General features: G+C 62.4%; 14 protein-coding genes. 8 read left to right on the top strand and 6 right to left on the bottom strand.

The features are described 5' to 3' along the window. The 6 genes from L9Z73_RS12205 to ureC all read left to right on the top strand — a co-directional run. Positions 1-592, top strand: a 592-nt coding sequence (locus L9Z73_RS12205; protein WP_247400827.1) for an urease accessory protein UreD, incomplete at its 5' end; no start/stop codon positions are given. Positions 593-739: 147 nt separating this feature from the next. Continuing rightward, positions 740-1042: an urease subunit gamma gene (locus L9Z73_RS12200; RefSeq protein WP_010213535.1), complete on the top strand. Its 303-nt coding sequence runs from the start codon at positions 740-742 to the stop codon at positions 1040-1042. A gap of 9 nt (positions 1043-1051) precedes the next feature. Further along, positions 1052-1564, top strand: a complete 513-nt coding sequence (locus tag L9Z73_RS12195; protein WP_247400810.1) for a GNAT family N-acetyltransferase — start codon at positions 1052-1054, stop codon at positions 1562-1564. 5 nt (positions 1565-1569) lie between these two features. Continuing rightward, positions 1570-2103 carry a GNAT family N-acetyltransferase gene (locus L9Z73_RS12190; RefSeq protein WP_247400807.1) on the top strand — a complete coding sequence of 178 codons (534 nt, stop codon included), beginning with the start codon at positions 1570-1572 and terminating at the stop codon, positions 2101-2103. Continuing rightward, positions 2100-2405, top strand: a complete 306-nt coding sequence (locus L9Z73_RS12185; protein ID WP_017849702.1) for an urease subunit beta — start codon at positions 2100-2102, stop codon at positions 2403-2405. The genes L9Z73_RS12190 and L9Z73_RS12185 overlap by 4 nt, the downstream gene beginning before the upstream one ends. Positions 2406-2518: 113 nt before the next feature. Next, complete coding sequence (gene ureC, locus L9Z73_RS12180) at positions 2519-4219, top strand: urease subunit alpha (protein ID WP_247400769.1); 1701 nt, start codon at positions 2519-2521, stop codon at positions 4217-4219. A gap of 58 nt (positions 4220-4277) precedes the next feature. On the opposite strand, the gene L9Z73_RS12175 is transcribed toward ureC, so the two are convergent. Continuing rightward, complete coding sequence (locus L9Z73_RS12175; RefSeq protein WP_247400752.1) at positions 4278-9449, bottom strand: NEL-type E3 ubiquitin ligase domain-containing protein; 5172 nt, start codon at positions 9447-9449, stop codon at positions 4278-4280. Positions 9450-9537: 88 nt separating this feature from the next. Continuing rightward, positions 9538-10482 (bottom strand): DnaJ C-terminal domain-containing protein, encoded by a 945-nt coding sequence (locus L9Z73_RS12170; protein WP_247400750.1) that lies wholly within the window; start codon positions 10480-10482, stop codon positions 9538-9540. Between the two features lie 286 nt (positions 10483-10768). On the opposite strand from L9Z73_RS12170, the gene L9Z73_RS12165 reads away from it, so the two are divergent. Further along, entirely contained in the window at positions 10769-12037 is a 1269-nt protein-coding gene (locus L9Z73_RS12165) for an Hsp70 family protein (RefSeq protein WP_247400746.1), read from the top strand. A 174-nt stretch (positions 12038-12211) separates the two neighbouring features. Here the strand turns inward: L9Z73_RS12165 and L9Z73_RS12160 are convergent, their stop codons facing one another. The 3 genes from L9Z73_RS12160 to L9Z73_RS12150 all read right to left on the bottom strand — a co-directional run bounded on the left by L9Z73_RS12160 (position 12212) and on the right by L9Z73_RS12150 (position 14546). Then, positions 12212-13225 (bottom strand): AI-2E family transporter, encoded by a 1014-nt coding sequence (locus tag L9Z73_RS12160; protein WP_247400743.1) that lies wholly within the window; start codon positions 13223-13225, stop codon positions 12212-12214. A gap of 161 nt (positions 13226-13386) precedes the next feature. Next, positions 13387-13686 (bottom strand): PsiF family protein, encoded by a 300-nt coding sequence (locus tag L9Z73_RS12155; protein ID WP_247400740.1) that lies wholly within the window; start codon positions 13684-13686, stop codon positions 13387-13389. 71 nt (positions 13687-13757) lie between these two features. Then, positions 13758-14546, bottom strand: a complete 789-nt coding sequence (locus L9Z73_RS12150; RefSeq protein WP_247400721.1) for an AraC family transcriptional regulator — start codon at positions 14544-14546, stop codon at positions 13758-13760. Between the two features lie 97 nt (positions 14547-14643). Here L9Z73_RS12150 and L9Z73_RS12145 point away from each other — a divergent pair, with 97 nt between their 5' ends. Next, positions 14644-15531, top strand: coding sequence for a DMT family transporter (locus tag L9Z73_RS12145; RefSeq protein WP_247400703.1), 888 nt, complete (start codon positions 14644-14646; stop codon positions 15529-15531). 112 nt (positions 15532-15643) lie between these two features. Here the strand turns inward: L9Z73_RS12145 and L9Z73_RS12140 are convergent. Continuing rightward, positions 15644-16268, bottom strand: a 625-nt coding sequence (locus L9Z73_RS12140; RefSeq protein ID WP_247400685.1) for a triacylglycerol lipase, incomplete at its 5' end; no start/stop codon positions are given.

Here is a 16268-nt window from a genome sequence, read left to right as displayed (position 1 = left end):
GCAATTGACCAGCCCTGGCGCGGCCAAGTGGTACCGCGCCAGCGGCCCGGCGTTTCAGCAACTCGAGCTGAGCGTCGAGGCCGGCGCCACCCTGGAATGGCTGCCCCAGGAAACCATCGTGTTCAGCGCCGCCCAGGCCGAACTCACTACGCGCATCGCGCTGCACGGCGATGCGCGGCTGTTCTACTGGGATGTGATCGCCCTGGGCCGCCCGGCCAGCGGCGAGCGCTTCGACCTTGGGCACTTTCAAGCGCACCTGGACATCCGTCGCGACGGCCAGTTGCTCTGGCACGAACGCCAGCGCATTGTGGGCGACGATGGCTTGCTGGACTCGCCGATCGGCCTGGACGGGCAACCGGTATTCGCCACCTTGTTGCTGACCGGCGATATCGAGCCTGAGTTACTCGAACACTGCCGCTCGCTGCCCCACGCAGTGCGCGGCGACCTGACCCAACTGCCCGGCCTGCTGGTAGCCCGCTGCCTGGCGAGCGAAGCGCTGCTGGCGCGGAGTTGGTTGATTGATTTATGGAAATTGTTACGCCCGGCAGTACTGGGCCGTGAAGCCGTGGCACCCCGAATCTGGAGCACATGAAGATCAAAATGTGGGAGGGGGCTTGCCCCCGATAGGGGAGTGTCAGGCAATGCATCTGTCACTGACCCACCACCATCGGGGGCAAGCCCCCTCCCACACTTGATCTCCATTGTATTTAAGAATGCATTTTATGAAGGACCTTGAACCATGGACCTGACCCCACGGGAAAAAGACAAACTGCTGATCTTCACCGCAGGCTTAGTCGCCGAACGGCGCCTGGCGCGCGGGGTGAAGCTCAACTACCCGGAAACCATCGCCTACATCTCCGCGGCGCTGATGGAAGGCGCCCGCGACGGCCGCACCGTGGCCGACCTGATGCACTTCGGCACCACCCTGCTCAGCCGCGAGCAGGTGATGGAAGGCATCCCGGAAATGATCCCGGATATCCAGGTGGAAGCCACCTTTCCCGATGGCACCAAACTGGTGACCGTCCACCAACCCATCGCGTGAGGCCCAGCCATGATTCGTGATGCAACCGAGCACGACCTGCCCGCGATCCGCGACATCTACAACGACGCGGTGCTGAACACCACGGCGATCTGGAACGAACAGCCGGTAGACCTGGCTAACCGCCTGGCCTGGTTCAGTGCGCGCCAGGCGCAGCGCTACCCGATCCTGGTCGCGGTGGAAAACCACGAAGTGACGGGCTACGCCTCGTTCGGCGACTGGCGCCCCTTCGAGGGTTTTCGCTACAGCGTCGAGCACTCGGTGTACGTGCGCAACGATCAGCGCGGCAAAGGCCTCGGCCCACGCCTGATGCAAACCCTGATCGAACGCGCCCGCGCCGGCGGCAAACACGTGATGGTCGCGGCCATTGAAAGCGGCAACCAGGCCTCGCTCCGCCTGCATGAGCGCCTGGGTTTCAGCACCACCGGGCAGATGCCGCAAGTGGGCATCAAATTCGGCCGCTGGCTCGACCTGACCTTTATGCAACTGACCTTGAATCCGGGCGCCGAACCGCCCCAGGAGTGAGATCGATGAACGCCGCGCAACTGCGTCGAGTCAATGCTGAAAGTTTTGCCCACTATCGCCAGGGCTTGATCGAGCTGTTGCTGGATGCGGTCAGGCACGGCGCGTCGATCGGCTTCATGGCCGACTTCGACGAGGCCCAGGCCCGCGCGTATTTGCACGGCGTGCAAGCGAGCATCGAAGACGCCAGCCTGTTGCTGTGGGTGGTGGTGCGCGACGAGCGCGTGATCGCCAGCGTACAACTGGCGCTGTGCCAGAAAGCCAACGGTTTGAACCGCGCCGAAGTGCAAAAACTGCTGGTACACAGCAGCGCCCGCCGCCACGGCCTGGGCCACCAGTTGATGCAAGCCCTGGAACTCGCCGCGCGCCAACACAAGCGCGGCCTGCTGTACCTGGACACCGAAGCCGGCTCCGAGGCCGAAGCCTTCTATCAAGCGCTGCGCTACACCAAAGTCGGTGAACTGCCCGATTACTGCCAAAGCCCGGACGGGCGCTACAGCCCGACCGCCATCTACTACAAGACCCTGGGGCAACCTGCATGATTCCTGGTGAATTTCAGATCCAGCCTGGCGACATCGAACTCAACGTCGGCCGCCGCACCGTCAGCCTGAGCGTGGCCAACAGCGGCGACCGGCCGATCCAGGTGGGCTCGCACTATCACTTTTTCGAAACCAATGACGCGCTGACCTTCGACCGCGCGCTGAGCCGGGGCATGCGCCTGAATATTCCAGCGGGCACGGCGGTGCGGTTTGAGCCGGGGCAGAGTCGCGAGGTCGAGTTGGTCGATTTCGGCGGAGGGCGGCGGGTGTTTGGGTTTGCCGGGCGGATCATGGGCGACCTTTAGGGCCTCATCGGGGGCAAGCCCCCTCCCACAGTTGGAATGCATTCCCATGTGGGAGGGGGCTTGCCCCCGATAGCGATTTCACATTCAACACATTTTTCTCAGGGCTCACACACATGAAAATCAGCCGCCAAGCCTACGCCGACATGTACGGCCCCACCGTCGGTGACAAGGTCCGCCTGGCCGACACCGAGCTGTTCGTCGAAGTCGAACAAGACTTCACCGTCTATGGCGAAGAAGTGAAATTCGGCGGCGGCAAAGTGATCCGCGATGGCCAGGGCCAGAGCCAGTTGCTCGCCCATGAAGTGGTCGACACGTTGATCACCAACGCGCTGATCATCGATCACTGGGGCATCGTCAAGGCCGACGTCGGCCTCAAGAACGGTCGCATCCACGCCATCGGCAAAGCCGGCAACCCGGACATCCAGCCCGGCGTGACCATGGCCATCGGCGCCAGCACCGAAGTGATCGCCGGTGAAGGCATGATCCTCACCGCCGGCGGCATCGACTCCCACGTGCATTTCATCTGCCCCCAGCAGATCGAAGAGGCACTGACCAGCGGCGTCACCACCATGATCGGCGGCGGCACCGGCCCGGCCACCGGCACTAACGCGACGACCTGCACCTCCGGCCCGTGGCACCTGGCGCGCATGCTGCAAGCCAGCGACTCGTTCCCGATGAACATCGGTTTCACCGGCAAGGGCAACGCCAGTTTGCCCGAGCCGTTGATCGAGCAGGTCAAGGCCGGCGCCATCGGTTTGAAGCTGCACGAAGACTGGGGCACCACGCCCGCGAGCATCGACAACTGCCTGAACGTCGCCGACCAATACGACGTGCAGGTGGCGATCCACAGCGACACCCTCAACGAATCCGGCTTCGTCGAAACAACGCTGGCCGCGCTCAAGGGCCGCACCATCCATACCTACCACACCGAAGGCGCCGGCGGCGGCCACGCGCCGGACATCATCAAGGCCTGCGGTTTCCCCAACGTGCTGCCCAGTTCGACCAACCCGACGCGGCCATTCACGCGCAACACCATCGACGAACACCTCGACATGCTGATGGTCTGCCATCACCTCGACCCGAGCATCGCCGAAGACGTGGCCTTCGCCGAAAGCCGCATCCGCCGCGAAACCATCGCCGCCGAGGACATCCTGCACGACCTCGGCGCCTTCTCGATGATCAGCTCCGACAGCCAGGCCATGGGCCGCGTCGGCGAAGTGATCACGCGCACCTGGCAAACCGCCGACAAGATGAAAAAACAGCGCGGCGCCCTGCCCGGCGACGGCCCCGGCAACGATAACTTCCGCGCCAAGCGCTACATCGCCAAGTACACCATCAACCCGGCGATCACCCACGGCATCAGCCATATCGTCGGCTCCATCGAAGTCGGCAAATGGGCCGATTTGGTGCTGTGGCGCCCGGCGTTCTTCGGCATCAAGCCGACCCTGATCCTCAAGGGCGGCGCGATTGCCTCAAGCCTGATGGGCGACGCCAACGCCTCGATTCCCACGCCGCAGCCGGTCCACTACCGGCCGATGTTCGCCAGCTTCGGCAGCGCCCTGCACGCCACCAGCCTGACCTTTATCAGCCAGGCCGCCGAGGATGCCGGCTTACCGCAAGCCTTGGGTTTGAAGAAGCAGATCGCGGTGGTCAAGGGCTGTCGCAACGTGCAGAAAACCGACCTGATCCACAACGACTACCTGCCGCACATCGAAGTGGACCCACAGACGTATCAGGTCAAGGCCGACGGCGTGTTGCTGTGGTGCGAGCCGGCAGACGTGCTGCCGATGGCGCAGCGGTATTTCTTGTTTTAGCGCCGCTGATTCAACCCTGAAAACCGAGGTTTTCAGGGTTGCGTTGCGCGCCGCATGATCAATCGACGCGGCGCCCCAGCGCCTGGTCGCAGAGGCGGCGCAGGATGTTTTTACTTTCCTCGGCCAACACGGCGATGTCTGCGTAGTATCGCGCGTCACTCATCACCAGGCCGGGGGCGATTTCGCTGGCGGGCTTGCCGAGGGTGCGGGCGGTGGTTTCGATGATTTTTCGTTGTGCGGCCTTTTGCGTGTCCGACAGGTTGCCATCGGTGGCCCACGCCGTCTGCGCTTCCAGCAGATCATCCAGCGCCCGGCTCTTATTGAGCAGCACCTCAAACGCCTCGGCGTGAGTGGCTTCAAGGTAGTTGCGCCAGAAGTCCTGCTCGATCAATTGTTCCCGGAGCAGGTCGCCCTCCTCCAGGCGCGTGACACGCTCATAGGCGTCATCGAGCATCTTGGGGGTCACGTCCGGTTCACTGAAGCGCATGCTCCTGGATTGCCAGGGCAGGTCCAGCCTTTGGGCAAGCCCGGTGACATACGCCAGGTGGATCTCCACCTCATCCAGCGTGCGTAACCGGTTGCCTTGGTCATCGTACTGGGCAACCAAATTCCCCTCGGCATCGTAGCGAGGAAAAGGCCGCCCCTGTGCCCTGAGTTCTTCCACGCGGGCGCGGGCGATCCTGCCCACCTCCTCCAAGCGCGACTTGCCCTTGGCCAGGTCCAGCAGTTCAAGCCGGACCCATTCCGGGCGACCCGACGCATGGGCTTCCCACTGCAGTACCTCGACCCCCATCGCGTTGAACAGTTGGGCGCCGGCGTCAACACAGGTAGTCGGCGCCGTGGCCATTTGGAAGAGTTTTGCGCGTAGCCGGGGTTCGGCGTCGGCAGCCTCGAGCATGCGCCAGACTTTCGCCGTCAGTTCGATCTTGTACGGCGCTAAAAGCGCATCGGACGACTCCGACAGCTTTCTGATTTCGTCAAAAAACGGCTCCGAACCGTGCGCGCCCTCCAAAGCATCCCAGACTGGCTGTTTGGCCTGCCATTCGTCCGCCGTCAAACCGGCCATCCAGTGCGCACTGTCTTGCGTCCCGGCGGGCGGTAGGCGCCGCTCAGGGTCGATACCGACGGACTCGATATAGCCTCTGAGCGTGCTGCGCACCTCTGGCGTCAAGAGCAATTGGTCAACGCGCGTGCGGGCGAGCACACCGGCTTGATCAGAGCCCAGGGCCACGGCGGGTATGCGGTCAATGGCGTTGGCGCTTAAATCCAGCACGAACGAACGCGGCCGTGGCACCTCAAGGAGGCCTACAGGCCAGCCGGTCAGCCCGGTGCCACCCAGCCAGAGCAATCGCAGCTCGCGCATTTGGCTGATATCAGGTGCGAGCCCCAACGGGTTGCCATCCAGCCACAGTTCGCGTAAATGCCGCATCAGCCTCAACCGCCCGGCCGCCTCTGCATCCAGAACGATATGGTTTTCCGCCATTTCCAGCACCCCAAGACGTGACATCTGCGTGATCTGCGGCGGCAGTCGAGTCAACTCGCACGCGGCAATATCCAGGGCTTGCAGGGCGGCAAAGTGCGACAGGAACGGCACGTTTACATCGCTGAAATCGGAGTTCGACAGATCCAGCCCGCTCACATGGTCAAAGTTGGCACTCAAGGCCGGCAGGCTTTGCAGTTGCCGGTGAAACGGTTTGTTCGCCAGTTCGATCTTCTGCCCCAGGTAGCGCCCGGCTGCGTCGTAATGCCTGGCGCCGATCCGGCGCCAGGCATCCTTGAGCGCGCGCACGATCTCGCTGCGCATCAGCAACTGTTCGCGATAGGCCGGGCTGCCGAACTCACCCACGCCTTCAATCGGTACGCTCATCCAATGTTGCAGCGCGGCATCCAGCACCTTGTACTCGCGCTCCAGCGCCTTGAGCCACAGGTCGCTGTAGGGATCGTTGGCCGCCCGCAGTGCAATCACCTCCTCGTCGGTGAAGTCCGGGTACAAGCTGCGCAGGCGCTCCTCAAGGATGCGATCCCAGTCCCCCAGGCCCACGCCCCGGCCACTCAAGGGATAGCCACGGCGATTGCCGGGCAAGACGCTGGGCGCCACGAAGAACGGCCGGCTCTCGGGCAGCATCTGCAACAGGCTGCGTAATTGCGGCCGGGGCAAGGCATGTCGCTGGATCAGCGCCTTCAATTGTTGCCCCTGCCCGACGTGAGGCAAGCCCAGGGAAACGCGATGCGCATCAGGCAAGGCATGCTGGATCGAGCCATAGAGACTGTTGATGATGTACAGCGAATTGGCCGCTTCATCGAACGCCTGGTACCGACCTGGAGACACCCACACCAGCACCTTGCGGCTGCTCGCATCGACGGGGCCGACACTGGCGCGCAAGGCGCCCTCGTAGTCACGTTCGCGCACCTCCAGCCGCAAGTCGTCTTGCCAGCCGGGCAGCGCTTCGAGGGTGTTGAGCACCAGTGTCTCGGTGTCCGGGCCGACCAGGGCGTCCAGGTACAGCCCTTGATAGGCGCGTACCAGGCGCATCTGGCGCTGCATGCCACGGGCCTGCCTGGCCAGCGCCAGCGGCACCTTGCCGGTGCTTTTGAGGCTCGCCAGCTCAGCCGTCGGTGCACCGTCAAGCAACTCGCGGCCCATGGCGTTCGGCAAACCTTTGAAATCACGCTGCAACGCCTGCAGGGCCGAGTCGGAGGCAGGTGCCTGACGGCTATACAAACTGTTGAACAACCGCGCGCGTTGCCCGACCGAAAAATCCGCCAGGGCCGATTGAAGCAGCGTTATGCGCGCGGCGTTATCGACGGGAATGTACTGATAGAACTGGCGCAGGATCTGCGCCACTTGGTCTCGACTGAACGCCTGGATGATGCGTTCGGGTAATTTGCCGCTCATCAGGTCCGTCATGCTGATGTTGATCACCTGCGTCGCGGACTGACCCACAGGCGCGTACCGAACACGTTGGGTCGACGCGCCCGAGCCCTCAGCCACTTCTATGGCCCACGAAGCCGGCCAGTCTGGCAGCTCGACCGCCAGCGGCACCGCATACTGGGCCAGGGGGCTGGACAGGTTGCCGCTGCGAATCAGCTCGCTCACCTTCACCGCATCGGCGTAGGCCCGAAACTGGCTGGCCGTGTCTTTAAGCACGGCCGGGACCGCCGCGCTTTCGCTGTGTACGCGGCGCAATACGTCGTCATCCACGTCACTGACCGTGCGAATCTGCTCCAGCTCGATGTCGTTGAAACCCTCCATTGACGATCCCAGGCGTTGCATCAAGCGTGGCTGCTGCCAGCTCAGCGGCTGCTCCATCTCATGGTGCCAGCCACCGGAACCGTTGTGACGGATCTCCGGCTGGTAGGCATCGGGGCGCCGCGGATGCTGAATGCGATATTTGCCGGGGTACGGGTCTTTTTTCAGCTCCAGGGGCTGGCCTTCGAGCAGCAGAATCTGGTCACGCCCGTAGCGGTGCAAGCCTTCCGCGGAGGGCAGCGAATCCGCCGCGATGTTGATGTTGCGCACATAGGGTTTCAGGTCCGGCTTCCAGAGCCGGACTTTGCCGCCGGGCACTTTGACCCGCTTCAGGCTTTCGACAAACGGCGAGACGCTAAAGTGGAAAACCACTGCCCCTGCGCCGAGCATCACCAGGTTTTCCAACACATCGCCCACGTGCAACCAGCCGGCCTCGCGGTCCCCCGTGCTCAGCTCATGAACCCCTTCAAAGACCTCAAACAGCAACTGGGCAGCCGTCACCGCCAACATCGCATAGCCCAATGGCGGCACCGCCATCGAGACGGTATTCAACACCAACATGCCCAGGCCCAGGTAATGCGACCAGCGCCGGGAGCGGTTGGCGGCATCGGTTTGCGCGGTCGTTATGGCTTCGGCGAGCCCATCGTCCAGCAAGCGCTCGAGCTGGCTTTCGTAGAGTTCGTCCCACAGGTCGATGATGCTCCAGAGCCCCTTGATCGGGTCGCTGTTGATATCCAGATTCGGGCCTTTGATGGGGATTCGAACGGTATGGGCGGGGTCACCCAGCACCTGGGTGAACGGCGTCGGGGCGAGCAGTTTTGACCAGAACTGCCCACGCTCCGAGCGCATCCACCGCGCCGCCCATGACTGCTGCGGCGCGTCGTCGACCAACTCCGTCAACCGGCGAAAGTAATAGGGGCGGTCCTTCTTGGCCACGAAACGGCTGAAAAACACCTGGTATTGCGTGGGTTCGATGCCCTTGGATCGGTCGTCATCTTGGGTGCCGTGGGTCAGGCGGTCCGTCATGTCCTGGCGGAATTCGGCAAACGACGCGTAGCGCTTGATCGGCTGGACCGGATCGTCGGGAAACCAGGCGATAAACCAGGTGCCATAACGCCGGATCACGCTTGGTTCGATGAGCAAACAGCCTTGAAGCCGCAGGTGCATCAGGCAGGGCGTGCTGTACCAGATCTGTTTGTCGCCGATCTTGATGTTTTTCTCACCGCTGGCCACTCTCAACAGCAACGCAAAATCATCGGCGCCGATATCCCCCTTGAGCAACGCGAGGTGCGCCGCCACCTTGAGGGCGTCTTTTTTCCAGCGGGTAAAACGCAGGCGCAACAACGCCTCGTCGACCACATTGGCGGAGCGCAGGTGACTCTTGAGGTAGGCCTGGTACTGAGCGCCCAGGTCCAGCTCACGGCAGAGCGTGACAAACGTATCGATGGGAAGCGCGGTAGTGACACGCTCAAAACGACCGGTGTCATCGTCGGGCCGGGTGATGAAACCTGAAGCACTGTTGAAAAAACCGGGCGCCGCTTCCGGTGCTTCAAAGTTGTTCAGCGCCGCTTGCAGCAGGGAAAACGTCTTGGTCTTGAACCCGCCCGTTTGCCGGCCGAAGGCGTCTTCTGCCGGCACATACAGCAGCAGATACGTTTGCTGCACATCCAGCGTGTAACCGGCGTCTTTTAGTGCGGTTTCCAACAACGGCTGGGCGAACGCCGTGACCGTCTGGACCTTTGCCATCTGCGCTTCCCATTGGTTCAATGAGTTCCAACTGGCGTCGACAAAGGTCTTGAGCGTGTCTTTTTGCTGCTGCGTGGTCGAGATGTACCAGCCAGGCAACTCAGGGCTGAGCTGGCGCAGTGCGGCGCGGTTGTGCGGAGAGGCGTTGACGAGTGCCTGCGGTATCAGGCTGGCGAGCGTTGCGTAGTGTTGCCCTTGGTCTCCCGCAGGAAGCGGGGCTTGGGTGTGGGCCATGAAAAACTACCTCATTGTGAAAATGAGCAGCTTATTCATGGCCCCCACGGGCCTGGGCCTAACTATGCAAGACAGTTGCCCGGGTGGATCAGTTGTTCCAGCCTTTGCGCGGATCGAAGGCGGCGCTGTCGGCCAGTGCCTTCCACAACCCGAGCACTTCCTCGCTGGCCTCTTTGGGCATCACCACTTTCAGTTGGATGAACAGATAACCGCGCTGCCCGCCCTTGTTCATCAGGCCATGGCCCTTGGCGCGCATGCGCTGGCCGTTCTGGCTGCCGGCCGGGACCTTGAGGTTGATCTTGCCGGTCAGGGTCGGCACGGCGACTTCGGTGCCCAATGCCAGTTCCCACGGTGCCACCGGCACGGTGATCACCAGGTTTTCGCCTTCGACCTCGAATTTTGGGTGCGGCGCAAACTTGACGATCAGGTACAGATCACCGTTGGCCCCACCGCCAATGCCCGGCGCGCCCTGGCCTTTGAGGCGGATGCGCTCCCCGTCGGTGACCCCGGAGGGGATCTTCACGTTCAGGCTCTTGACGGTGTTGCTGACATGCCGGCCCGAAGCGTCGTATTGCGGTACCTGGAAGCTGATCTGCTTGGACTCGGTGGACAGCGTCTCTTCAAGAAACACCGACAGTTGCATCTCCACGTCCTGGCCTTTGCGCCCGGTACTGCGGCGCTGACCGCCGCTGAAACCGTCGCCACGAGCGCCGAAGATCGAGCTGAAGAAGTCCGAAAAATCCCCCTGATCCTCGCCGCCACTGTAGCCGCCACGGCTCTGCCAGCCGGGTGGCCCCTGGAACGGCTGGCCATGCTGGCCGTATTTGCGCAACTCGTCGTACTCGGCGCGCTTGTCGGCGCTTTTCAGCGCTTCATAGGCTTCAGACGCGTCCTTGAACTTGGCTTCGGCGTCTTTTTCCTTGCTCACGTCCGGGTGATATTTGCGCGCCAGCTTGCGATAGGCGGTCTTGATCGCCTTGTCGTCCGCCGTCGGCTCCACGCCAAGGATCTTGTAATAGTCTTTAAAGTCCATCTGGGGGGTCACCCTCCGTCATCGATATCGCACAGCCAGCGGCACAGCATGCGCCGGTTTGCAGCGTTTGGATTGACTGAACTCAATCCCAAGCCGATGGCTGCGTCAGAAGTTTATCGGCACCGCACGAATAACCTTGCAGCCACCGACCGTATGCTGGACAAGTTGGGGGCAAACGCTGGTCTTTCAAGGCGCGCTGCTGGCTATTTAACAGATCGTCGGCCTACGCATCTGCGCGCGGGTGGCATACACTGCGCGGCCGTTTTTCAACCGGAACCCGATAGACATGAAAAACCCATCCCCAGCCCGTGCCTGCGGCATCGACTTTGGCACGTCCAACTCCACCGTCGGCTGGATTCGCCCCGGCATGGAAACGCTTATCGCGCTGGAGGACGACAAAATCACCTTGCCGTCGGTGGTGTTCTTCAACTTCGAGGAGCGCCGCCCGGTCTACGGTCGCCTGGCGCTGCACGAATACCTGGAGAACTACGAAGGCCGGCTGATGCGCTCGCTCAAGAGCCTGCTGGGTTCCAAGCTGATCAAGCATGACACCAGCGTGCTGGGCACCGCGATGCCGTTCACCGACTTGCTGGCGCTGTTTATCGGCCAACTCAAGAGCCGTGCCGAAACCGCTGCCGGCCGCGAGTTCGAAGAAGTGGTGCTGGGTCGCCCGGTGTTCTTCGTCGATGACGACCCGATGGCCGACCAGGAAGCCGAAAATACCTTGGTCGACGTGGCACGCAAGATCGGTTTCAAGGACATCTCGTTCCAGTACGAACCGATTGCCGCGGCCTTCGACTACGAGTCCACCATCGAAAAAGAAGAGCTGGTGCTGATTGTCGACATCGGCGGCGGTACCTCGGACTTCTCGCTGGTGCGCCTGTCGCCGGACCGTCGTCACAACGACAACCGCCACGACGACATCCTCGCCACCGGCGGCGTCCACATCGGCGGTACCGACTTCGACAAACAACTCTCGCTGGCCGGCATGATGCCGCTGTTCGGCTACGGCAGCCGCATGAAAAGCGGCGCCTACATGCCCACCAGCCACCACATGAACCTGGCCACGTGGCACACCATCAACTCGGTGTACTCGCAAAAATCCCAGCTGGCGTTGGGCAGCATGCGCTACGACATCGAAGACACCGGCGGCATCGACCGCCTGTTCAAGCTGATCGAACAGCGGGCCGGGCACTGGTTGGCGATGGAAGTCGAAGAAACCAAGATCCAGCTGACCCACGAAAACAGCCGCCATGTGCTGCTCGACCGGGTGGAGCCAGGGTTGAGCGTGGACCTGAGCCGTGCGCTGTTCGAGTCGGCCATCGATGCGCTGCTCGAGCGCGTGCGTAACAGCGTCACCCAATTGCTCACCGACGCGTCGGTGGACGTGGCGCAGGTGGACACGGTGTTCTTTACCGGCGGTTCCAGCGGCATTCCGGCGCTGCGCCACAGCATCTCGGCGATGCTGCCGAATGCGCGGCATGTGGAAGGGAATATCTTTGGCAGTATCGGTAGCGGGTTGGCGATTGAGGCGAGTAAGCGCTACGGCTGCTGATCCATCACCCACTCACTGCCACTGAACATCCAAATGTGGGAGGGGGCTTGCCCCCGATGGCGGTGTGTCAGCAACAGATGCATCGCCTGATACTCCGCCATCGGGGGCAAGCCCCCTCCCACATTTAGGCCTGCTTACGCCTCAAGCGCTGGCTGCGTTCAGCCTGGCGCCCCCTCAGACCATCCCGCCGAGCTTCAACTCACTCTTCAAATACGCGTAGTAAATCGGCCCCGCCACCACGCCTGGCAGGCCGAACGCTGCCTCGAACACCAGCATCGCCAACAACAACTCCCACGATTTGGCACTGATCTGCCCGCCGACGATCCGCGCGTTGAGGAAGTACTCGACCTTGTGGATCACGATCAAATACCCCAGCGCCGCCACCGCCACCCAGATCGACAGCGACAGCGCGACGATGGTGATCAGGGTGTTGGACATCAGGTTGCCGATCACCGGCAGCAGGCCGAGCAGGAAGGTCAGTACGATCAGGGTTTTGGTCAGCGGCAGGTGAATCCCGCACAGCGGCAGCACCACCGCGAGGAATACGGCAGTAAACACGGTGTTGAGGGCGGCGATCTTGATCTGTGCAAAGACGATGTTGCGAAACGCCTGGACCAACAGGTGCAGACGATCGAACAGCGCGGCGGCCAGGGGTTTGCGTTTAGTCAGGTCAGGGATGCGCTGCAGTGCGATGATCGCGCCGAGCACCATGCCGATCAGCAGGGTGACGAACATGTGGGCGGCATCTTTGCCCACCAGTTGCAGGTCGCTCAGGTGTTTGCTGATCCAGTCGCCGATGGCCACCCGGAATTCGGCGGCGCTGGCGGGCAGGTAGGCGTCGAGGAACGGCGGCAACTGGCCGCGCGCGCGGTCGACCACGCCCATGAATTTGTCGAGGGAGGCCCCGGGGTTTTCCGCTTCGTGGAGCAGGAAGCTGATCGCGCCGGCAAAGATCAGGGCCAACACGCTGACGATCAAGGTGCCGAGCAAGGCGACAGCGAGCCAGCGCGCACGCCGACCTTCGATCAGCCGTTGCAGTTGAGGGGTAAGCATGTTGACCAGTTCAAACACCAACAGACCGGCCAGCAGGCTGGGCAGTAACTTCAGCGGCAGAACCAGCAGTAACCCGCCGAAAATGATGATGTAACTGGCCAGCAACAACACGTGACGCTGAGAAAACGTTGGCATACAGCCTCAAAACGAACGGCGTTAAAGGATGGGCAGTCTGCCAGCCTTGGCGGAATCAAGCGAGGGGATCGGTGGTGAATGCGATCAAGTGTGGGAGCTGGCGTGCTATCGCAGGCAAGCCAGCCTCACACATTTGCTCTTCAGCGGCCGCGAAATCGCCATCAGCCTTTGAGGCAGGTGCTCATGAACGTCTTGCGTGCATCGCCAATCAGCGCCTTGGTTTTCGCCGACGCATTGCAATCCTTCATCTTCTGCTGCTGCGGGGTCAATGTCTTCGCATCATTGGCCGCCGGCGCCGACAGGCAGGTTTTCATGAAGGTCTTGCGCTCGTCGCCCTTGAGCGTCTTGGTGGTGGCCTCGGCATTGCAGGTGGTCATTTTAGTTTGCTGGGCGGTCGCGGCAAAACCTTGGGAACACAGCATCAGGCCCATCATCAACAACGGAATTCGCAGCATCTTCATGGAGTTTTCTCCCTGTTACCGTGCCGGACGGCACGGCCTACCGACGAGTGTAGCCAAACCTTGTAACATCTTCACCGGCCACGGATGTTTGCCCGTCGGTACTGCTCCGGGGTACAGCCGGCGTGGCGCTGGAACATCGCGATAAACGCCGAGGCGGTGCTGTAGCCGAGGTCGAAGGCCACCTGTTGCACGCTGCGCTCGCTGTCGAGGGCTTCGATGGCTGCCAGGTAGCGCAGGCGCTGGCGCCATTCGCCGAAGCTCATGCCCAGCTCGCGCACAAATTGGCGGGCCAGGGTGCGTTCGCTCACATGCACCTGCTCGGCCCATTGCGCCAAGGGGCGGCTATCCCCCGGTTCGGCCTGCATGCCTTCGAGCACGCCGAGCAGCCCGGATTGGCGCGCGTAGGGTAGGAAACCATCGTGGATCGGTGCCTGCTTGAGCTGGTCCACCAGCACCTGGGCCAGGCGGATATCGGCTTCGGTGTGGGGGATGTTGACATCACGTTGGGCGAAGTCGCTGAGGATCGCCTTGAGGATATCGCTGATCGCCAAGGTACAAGGCTGCTTGGGCAGTTGCGCGCACAGCGGCGGGGCAAGGCCCACCGAGCGGTAGACAATGGCCTGGGCGTTGTAGGAACTGTGTTCGGTGTCCGGCGGTATCCACACCGCGTACTGCGGCGGCGACATAAAGCGGCTGCCGGCCACTTCCATGCGCATCACCCCGCTCGCCGAATAATCCAACGAACCCCAGAAGTGCCGGTGCGGGGTGCATTCGGTGTTCGGGGCAAAATCGGAGTAACGGAAGTACACCGGGCTCGGCAGGCTGGGGAAATCCGCAAGGCGGACGGTGTGTCTGGGCATGTTGTCTGGATTCAGAGGTCGTTTGTCTGGATCGCAGTATAGGCTTCGATCCAGACAGGGGATAATCCCGTCTCATCAACACACTGGGTTGCTTTCAATGCAATACGCGTATCCCCTGCTGGCCATTTTCATCTGGGCCGGCAACACCGTGGTCAACAAACTGGCCGTGGGTTCGATCTTCCCTGCTGAAATCGGCTTCTACCGCTGGTTGTTGGCGGCGCTGCTGTTTACCCCGTTCATGCTCAAGCCGGTGATTGCCCATTGGCCGGTCATCCGCCCGAACCTGGGCAAGATTTTTATCCTCGGCGTGCTGGGCATGGCGGTGTATCAAAGCCTGGCCTATTACGCCGCGTCGCTGACCAGCGCCACCAACATGGGCATCATCCTGTCGCTGATGCCATTGATGGCGTTGACGGCGGCGATCATCAGCCTCGGCCAACGCCTGACGTTTGGTGCACTGAGCGGCGCGCTGCTGTCGTTCGCCGGCGTGGTGGTGGTGGTGTCGTCTGGCAGCCTGGGCGCGTTGCTGCAACACGGGGTCAACCTGGGCGACGCGATGATGCTGGTCGCCACCCTGGCCTACGCGGTCTACAGCACCCTGTTGAAAAAATGGCAACTGCGCCTGCCGCCGTTGGTGTTGCTGTATTTGCAGGTGCTGGTGGCGGTGGTGGTGCTGTTTCCGCTGTTCCTGTTTTCGGCAAAAGCCGGGCTGGGCTGGGCGAATATCCCGTTGGTGCTGTACGCCTGCCTGCTGGCCTCAATGCTCGCGCCGTTGGCCTGGATGCACTCGGTCAAAACCCTGGGGCCGAGCCGCACCACGTTGTTTTTCAACCTGCTGCCGCTGATTACCGCGCTGATTGCGGCGCTGGTGTTGAAGGAAGAACTGGCGCTGTATCACCTGGTGGGCGGGCTGTTGACGTTGGGCGGGGTGATTTTGTCGGAGCGCTGGACCACGCCGGTCGGGCGTAAGCTGGGCGTTGCCTGAGCTATCGCTATCGGGGGCAAGCCCCCTCCCACATTGGACCGCGTTCGCCCTGGCGCCTCGGTCAACTGTGGGAGGGGGCTTGCCCCCGATGAACGATAACGCGGTGCACCTGCTACACCCCGGCCGCCTTGAGCCGCCGCGCATGCTCGACGAACAAGCGGATCGGCTCCGCCCCCTTGCCCACCAACCCCAGCGACTGGTTGACGATATCGAAATGGTCGAGGGCGTAGTCATCGCCGATCACCGTGCCCAGGTGTGAGCTGTAGCGCCCGACCATGCCATCGCACTGGCCCTTCTCGCGCACGAAGCTGCGGGCGAACAGGCGGCAACTGCGATTCGTGCCATCGAACAGGTTGCGCCCGCGATCGGTCTTACCCGGTTGCAAGGTGCCGGACCACGAGTAATAGCGCACGCCATTCACCTCTTCGGCGCCCTGCCCGCCCCACGTCTGCGGCAATCCCTGGGGATATTCACGATTAAACAACGCCACCCCCGCGCGGGTCAGCGACTGGTGCGAGGCGTGCAGGTCCGCCTTGAAGCGCGGGCCACGGTAGCCGGTTTCGAGCAGGCTCATGACGGCGGCGACCAGGTGAAACAGCGCGCTGACGATCCGGCCTTTGACGCTGTCCATCGGGTAATGGGCATGGAAATAATCCGCCAGCTCCGAACCGTGATTGGGCCCGGCCACCGACGTCACCGACGCGATCCAGTCCGGGCGCTTGGCGGCGGCATAACGC

The sequence above is a fragment of the Pseudomonas emilianonis genome (assembly GCF_023072625.1).
GTDB classification, from domain to species: Bacteria; Pseudomonadota; Gammaproteobacteria; order Pseudomonadales; family Pseudomonadaceae; genus Aquipseudomonas; species Aquipseudomonas paraveronii.
Note: the sequence above shows the minus strand (reverse complement) of the source record. Positions and strands in the feature narration are given on the sequence as shown.

Bases quoted from the DNA above. Each gene is read 5' to 3' on its own strand.
- L9Z73_RS12175 (WP_247400752.1), bottom strand. From the start codon at position 9,449: ATGGCCCACACCCAAGCCCCGCTTCCTGCGGGAGACCAAGGGCAACAC.
- L9Z73_RS12170 (WP_247400750.1), bottom strand. From the start codon at position 10,482: ATGGACTTTAAAGACTATTACAAGATCCTTGGCGTGGAGCCGACGGCG.
- ureC (WP_247400769.1), top strand. From the start codon at position 2,519: ATGAAAATCAGCCGCCAAGCCTACGCCGACATGTACGGCCCCACCGTC.
- L9Z73_RS12160 (WP_247400743.1), bottom strand. From the start codon at position 13,225: ATGCCAACGTTTTCTCAGCGTCACGTGTTGTTGCTGGCCAGTTACATC.
- L9Z73_RS12155 (WP_247400740.1), bottom strand. From the start codon at position 13,686: ATGAAGATGCTGCGAATTCCGTTGTTGATGATGGGCCTGATGCTGTGT.
- L9Z73_RS12185 (WP_017849702.1), top strand. From the start codon at position 2,100: ATGATTCCTGGTGAATTTCAGATCCAGCCTGGCGACATCGAACTCAAC.
- L9Z73_RS12200 (WP_010213535.1), top strand. From the start codon at position 740: ATGGACCTGACCCCACGGGAAAAAGACAAACTGCTGATCTTCACCGCA.
- L9Z73_RS12165 (WP_247400746.1), top strand. From the start codon at position 10,769: ATGAAAAACCCATCCCCAGCCCGTGCCTGCGGCATCGACTTTGGCACG.
- L9Z73_RS12190 (WP_247400807.1), top strand. From the start codon at position 1,570: ATGAACGCCGCGCAACTGCGTCGAGTCAATGCTGAAAGTTTTGCCCAC.
- L9Z73_RS12150 (WP_247400721.1), bottom strand. From the start codon at position 14,546: ATGCCCAGACACACCGTCCGCCTTGCGGATTTCCCCAGCCTGCCGAGC.
- L9Z73_RS12195 (WP_247400810.1), top strand. From the start codon at position 1,052: ATGATTCGTGATGCAACCGAGCACGACCTGCCCGCGATCCGCGACATC.
- L9Z73_RS12145 (WP_247400703.1), top strand. From the start codon at position 14,644: ATGCAATACGCGTATCCCCTGCTGGCCATTTTCATCTGGGCCGGCAAC.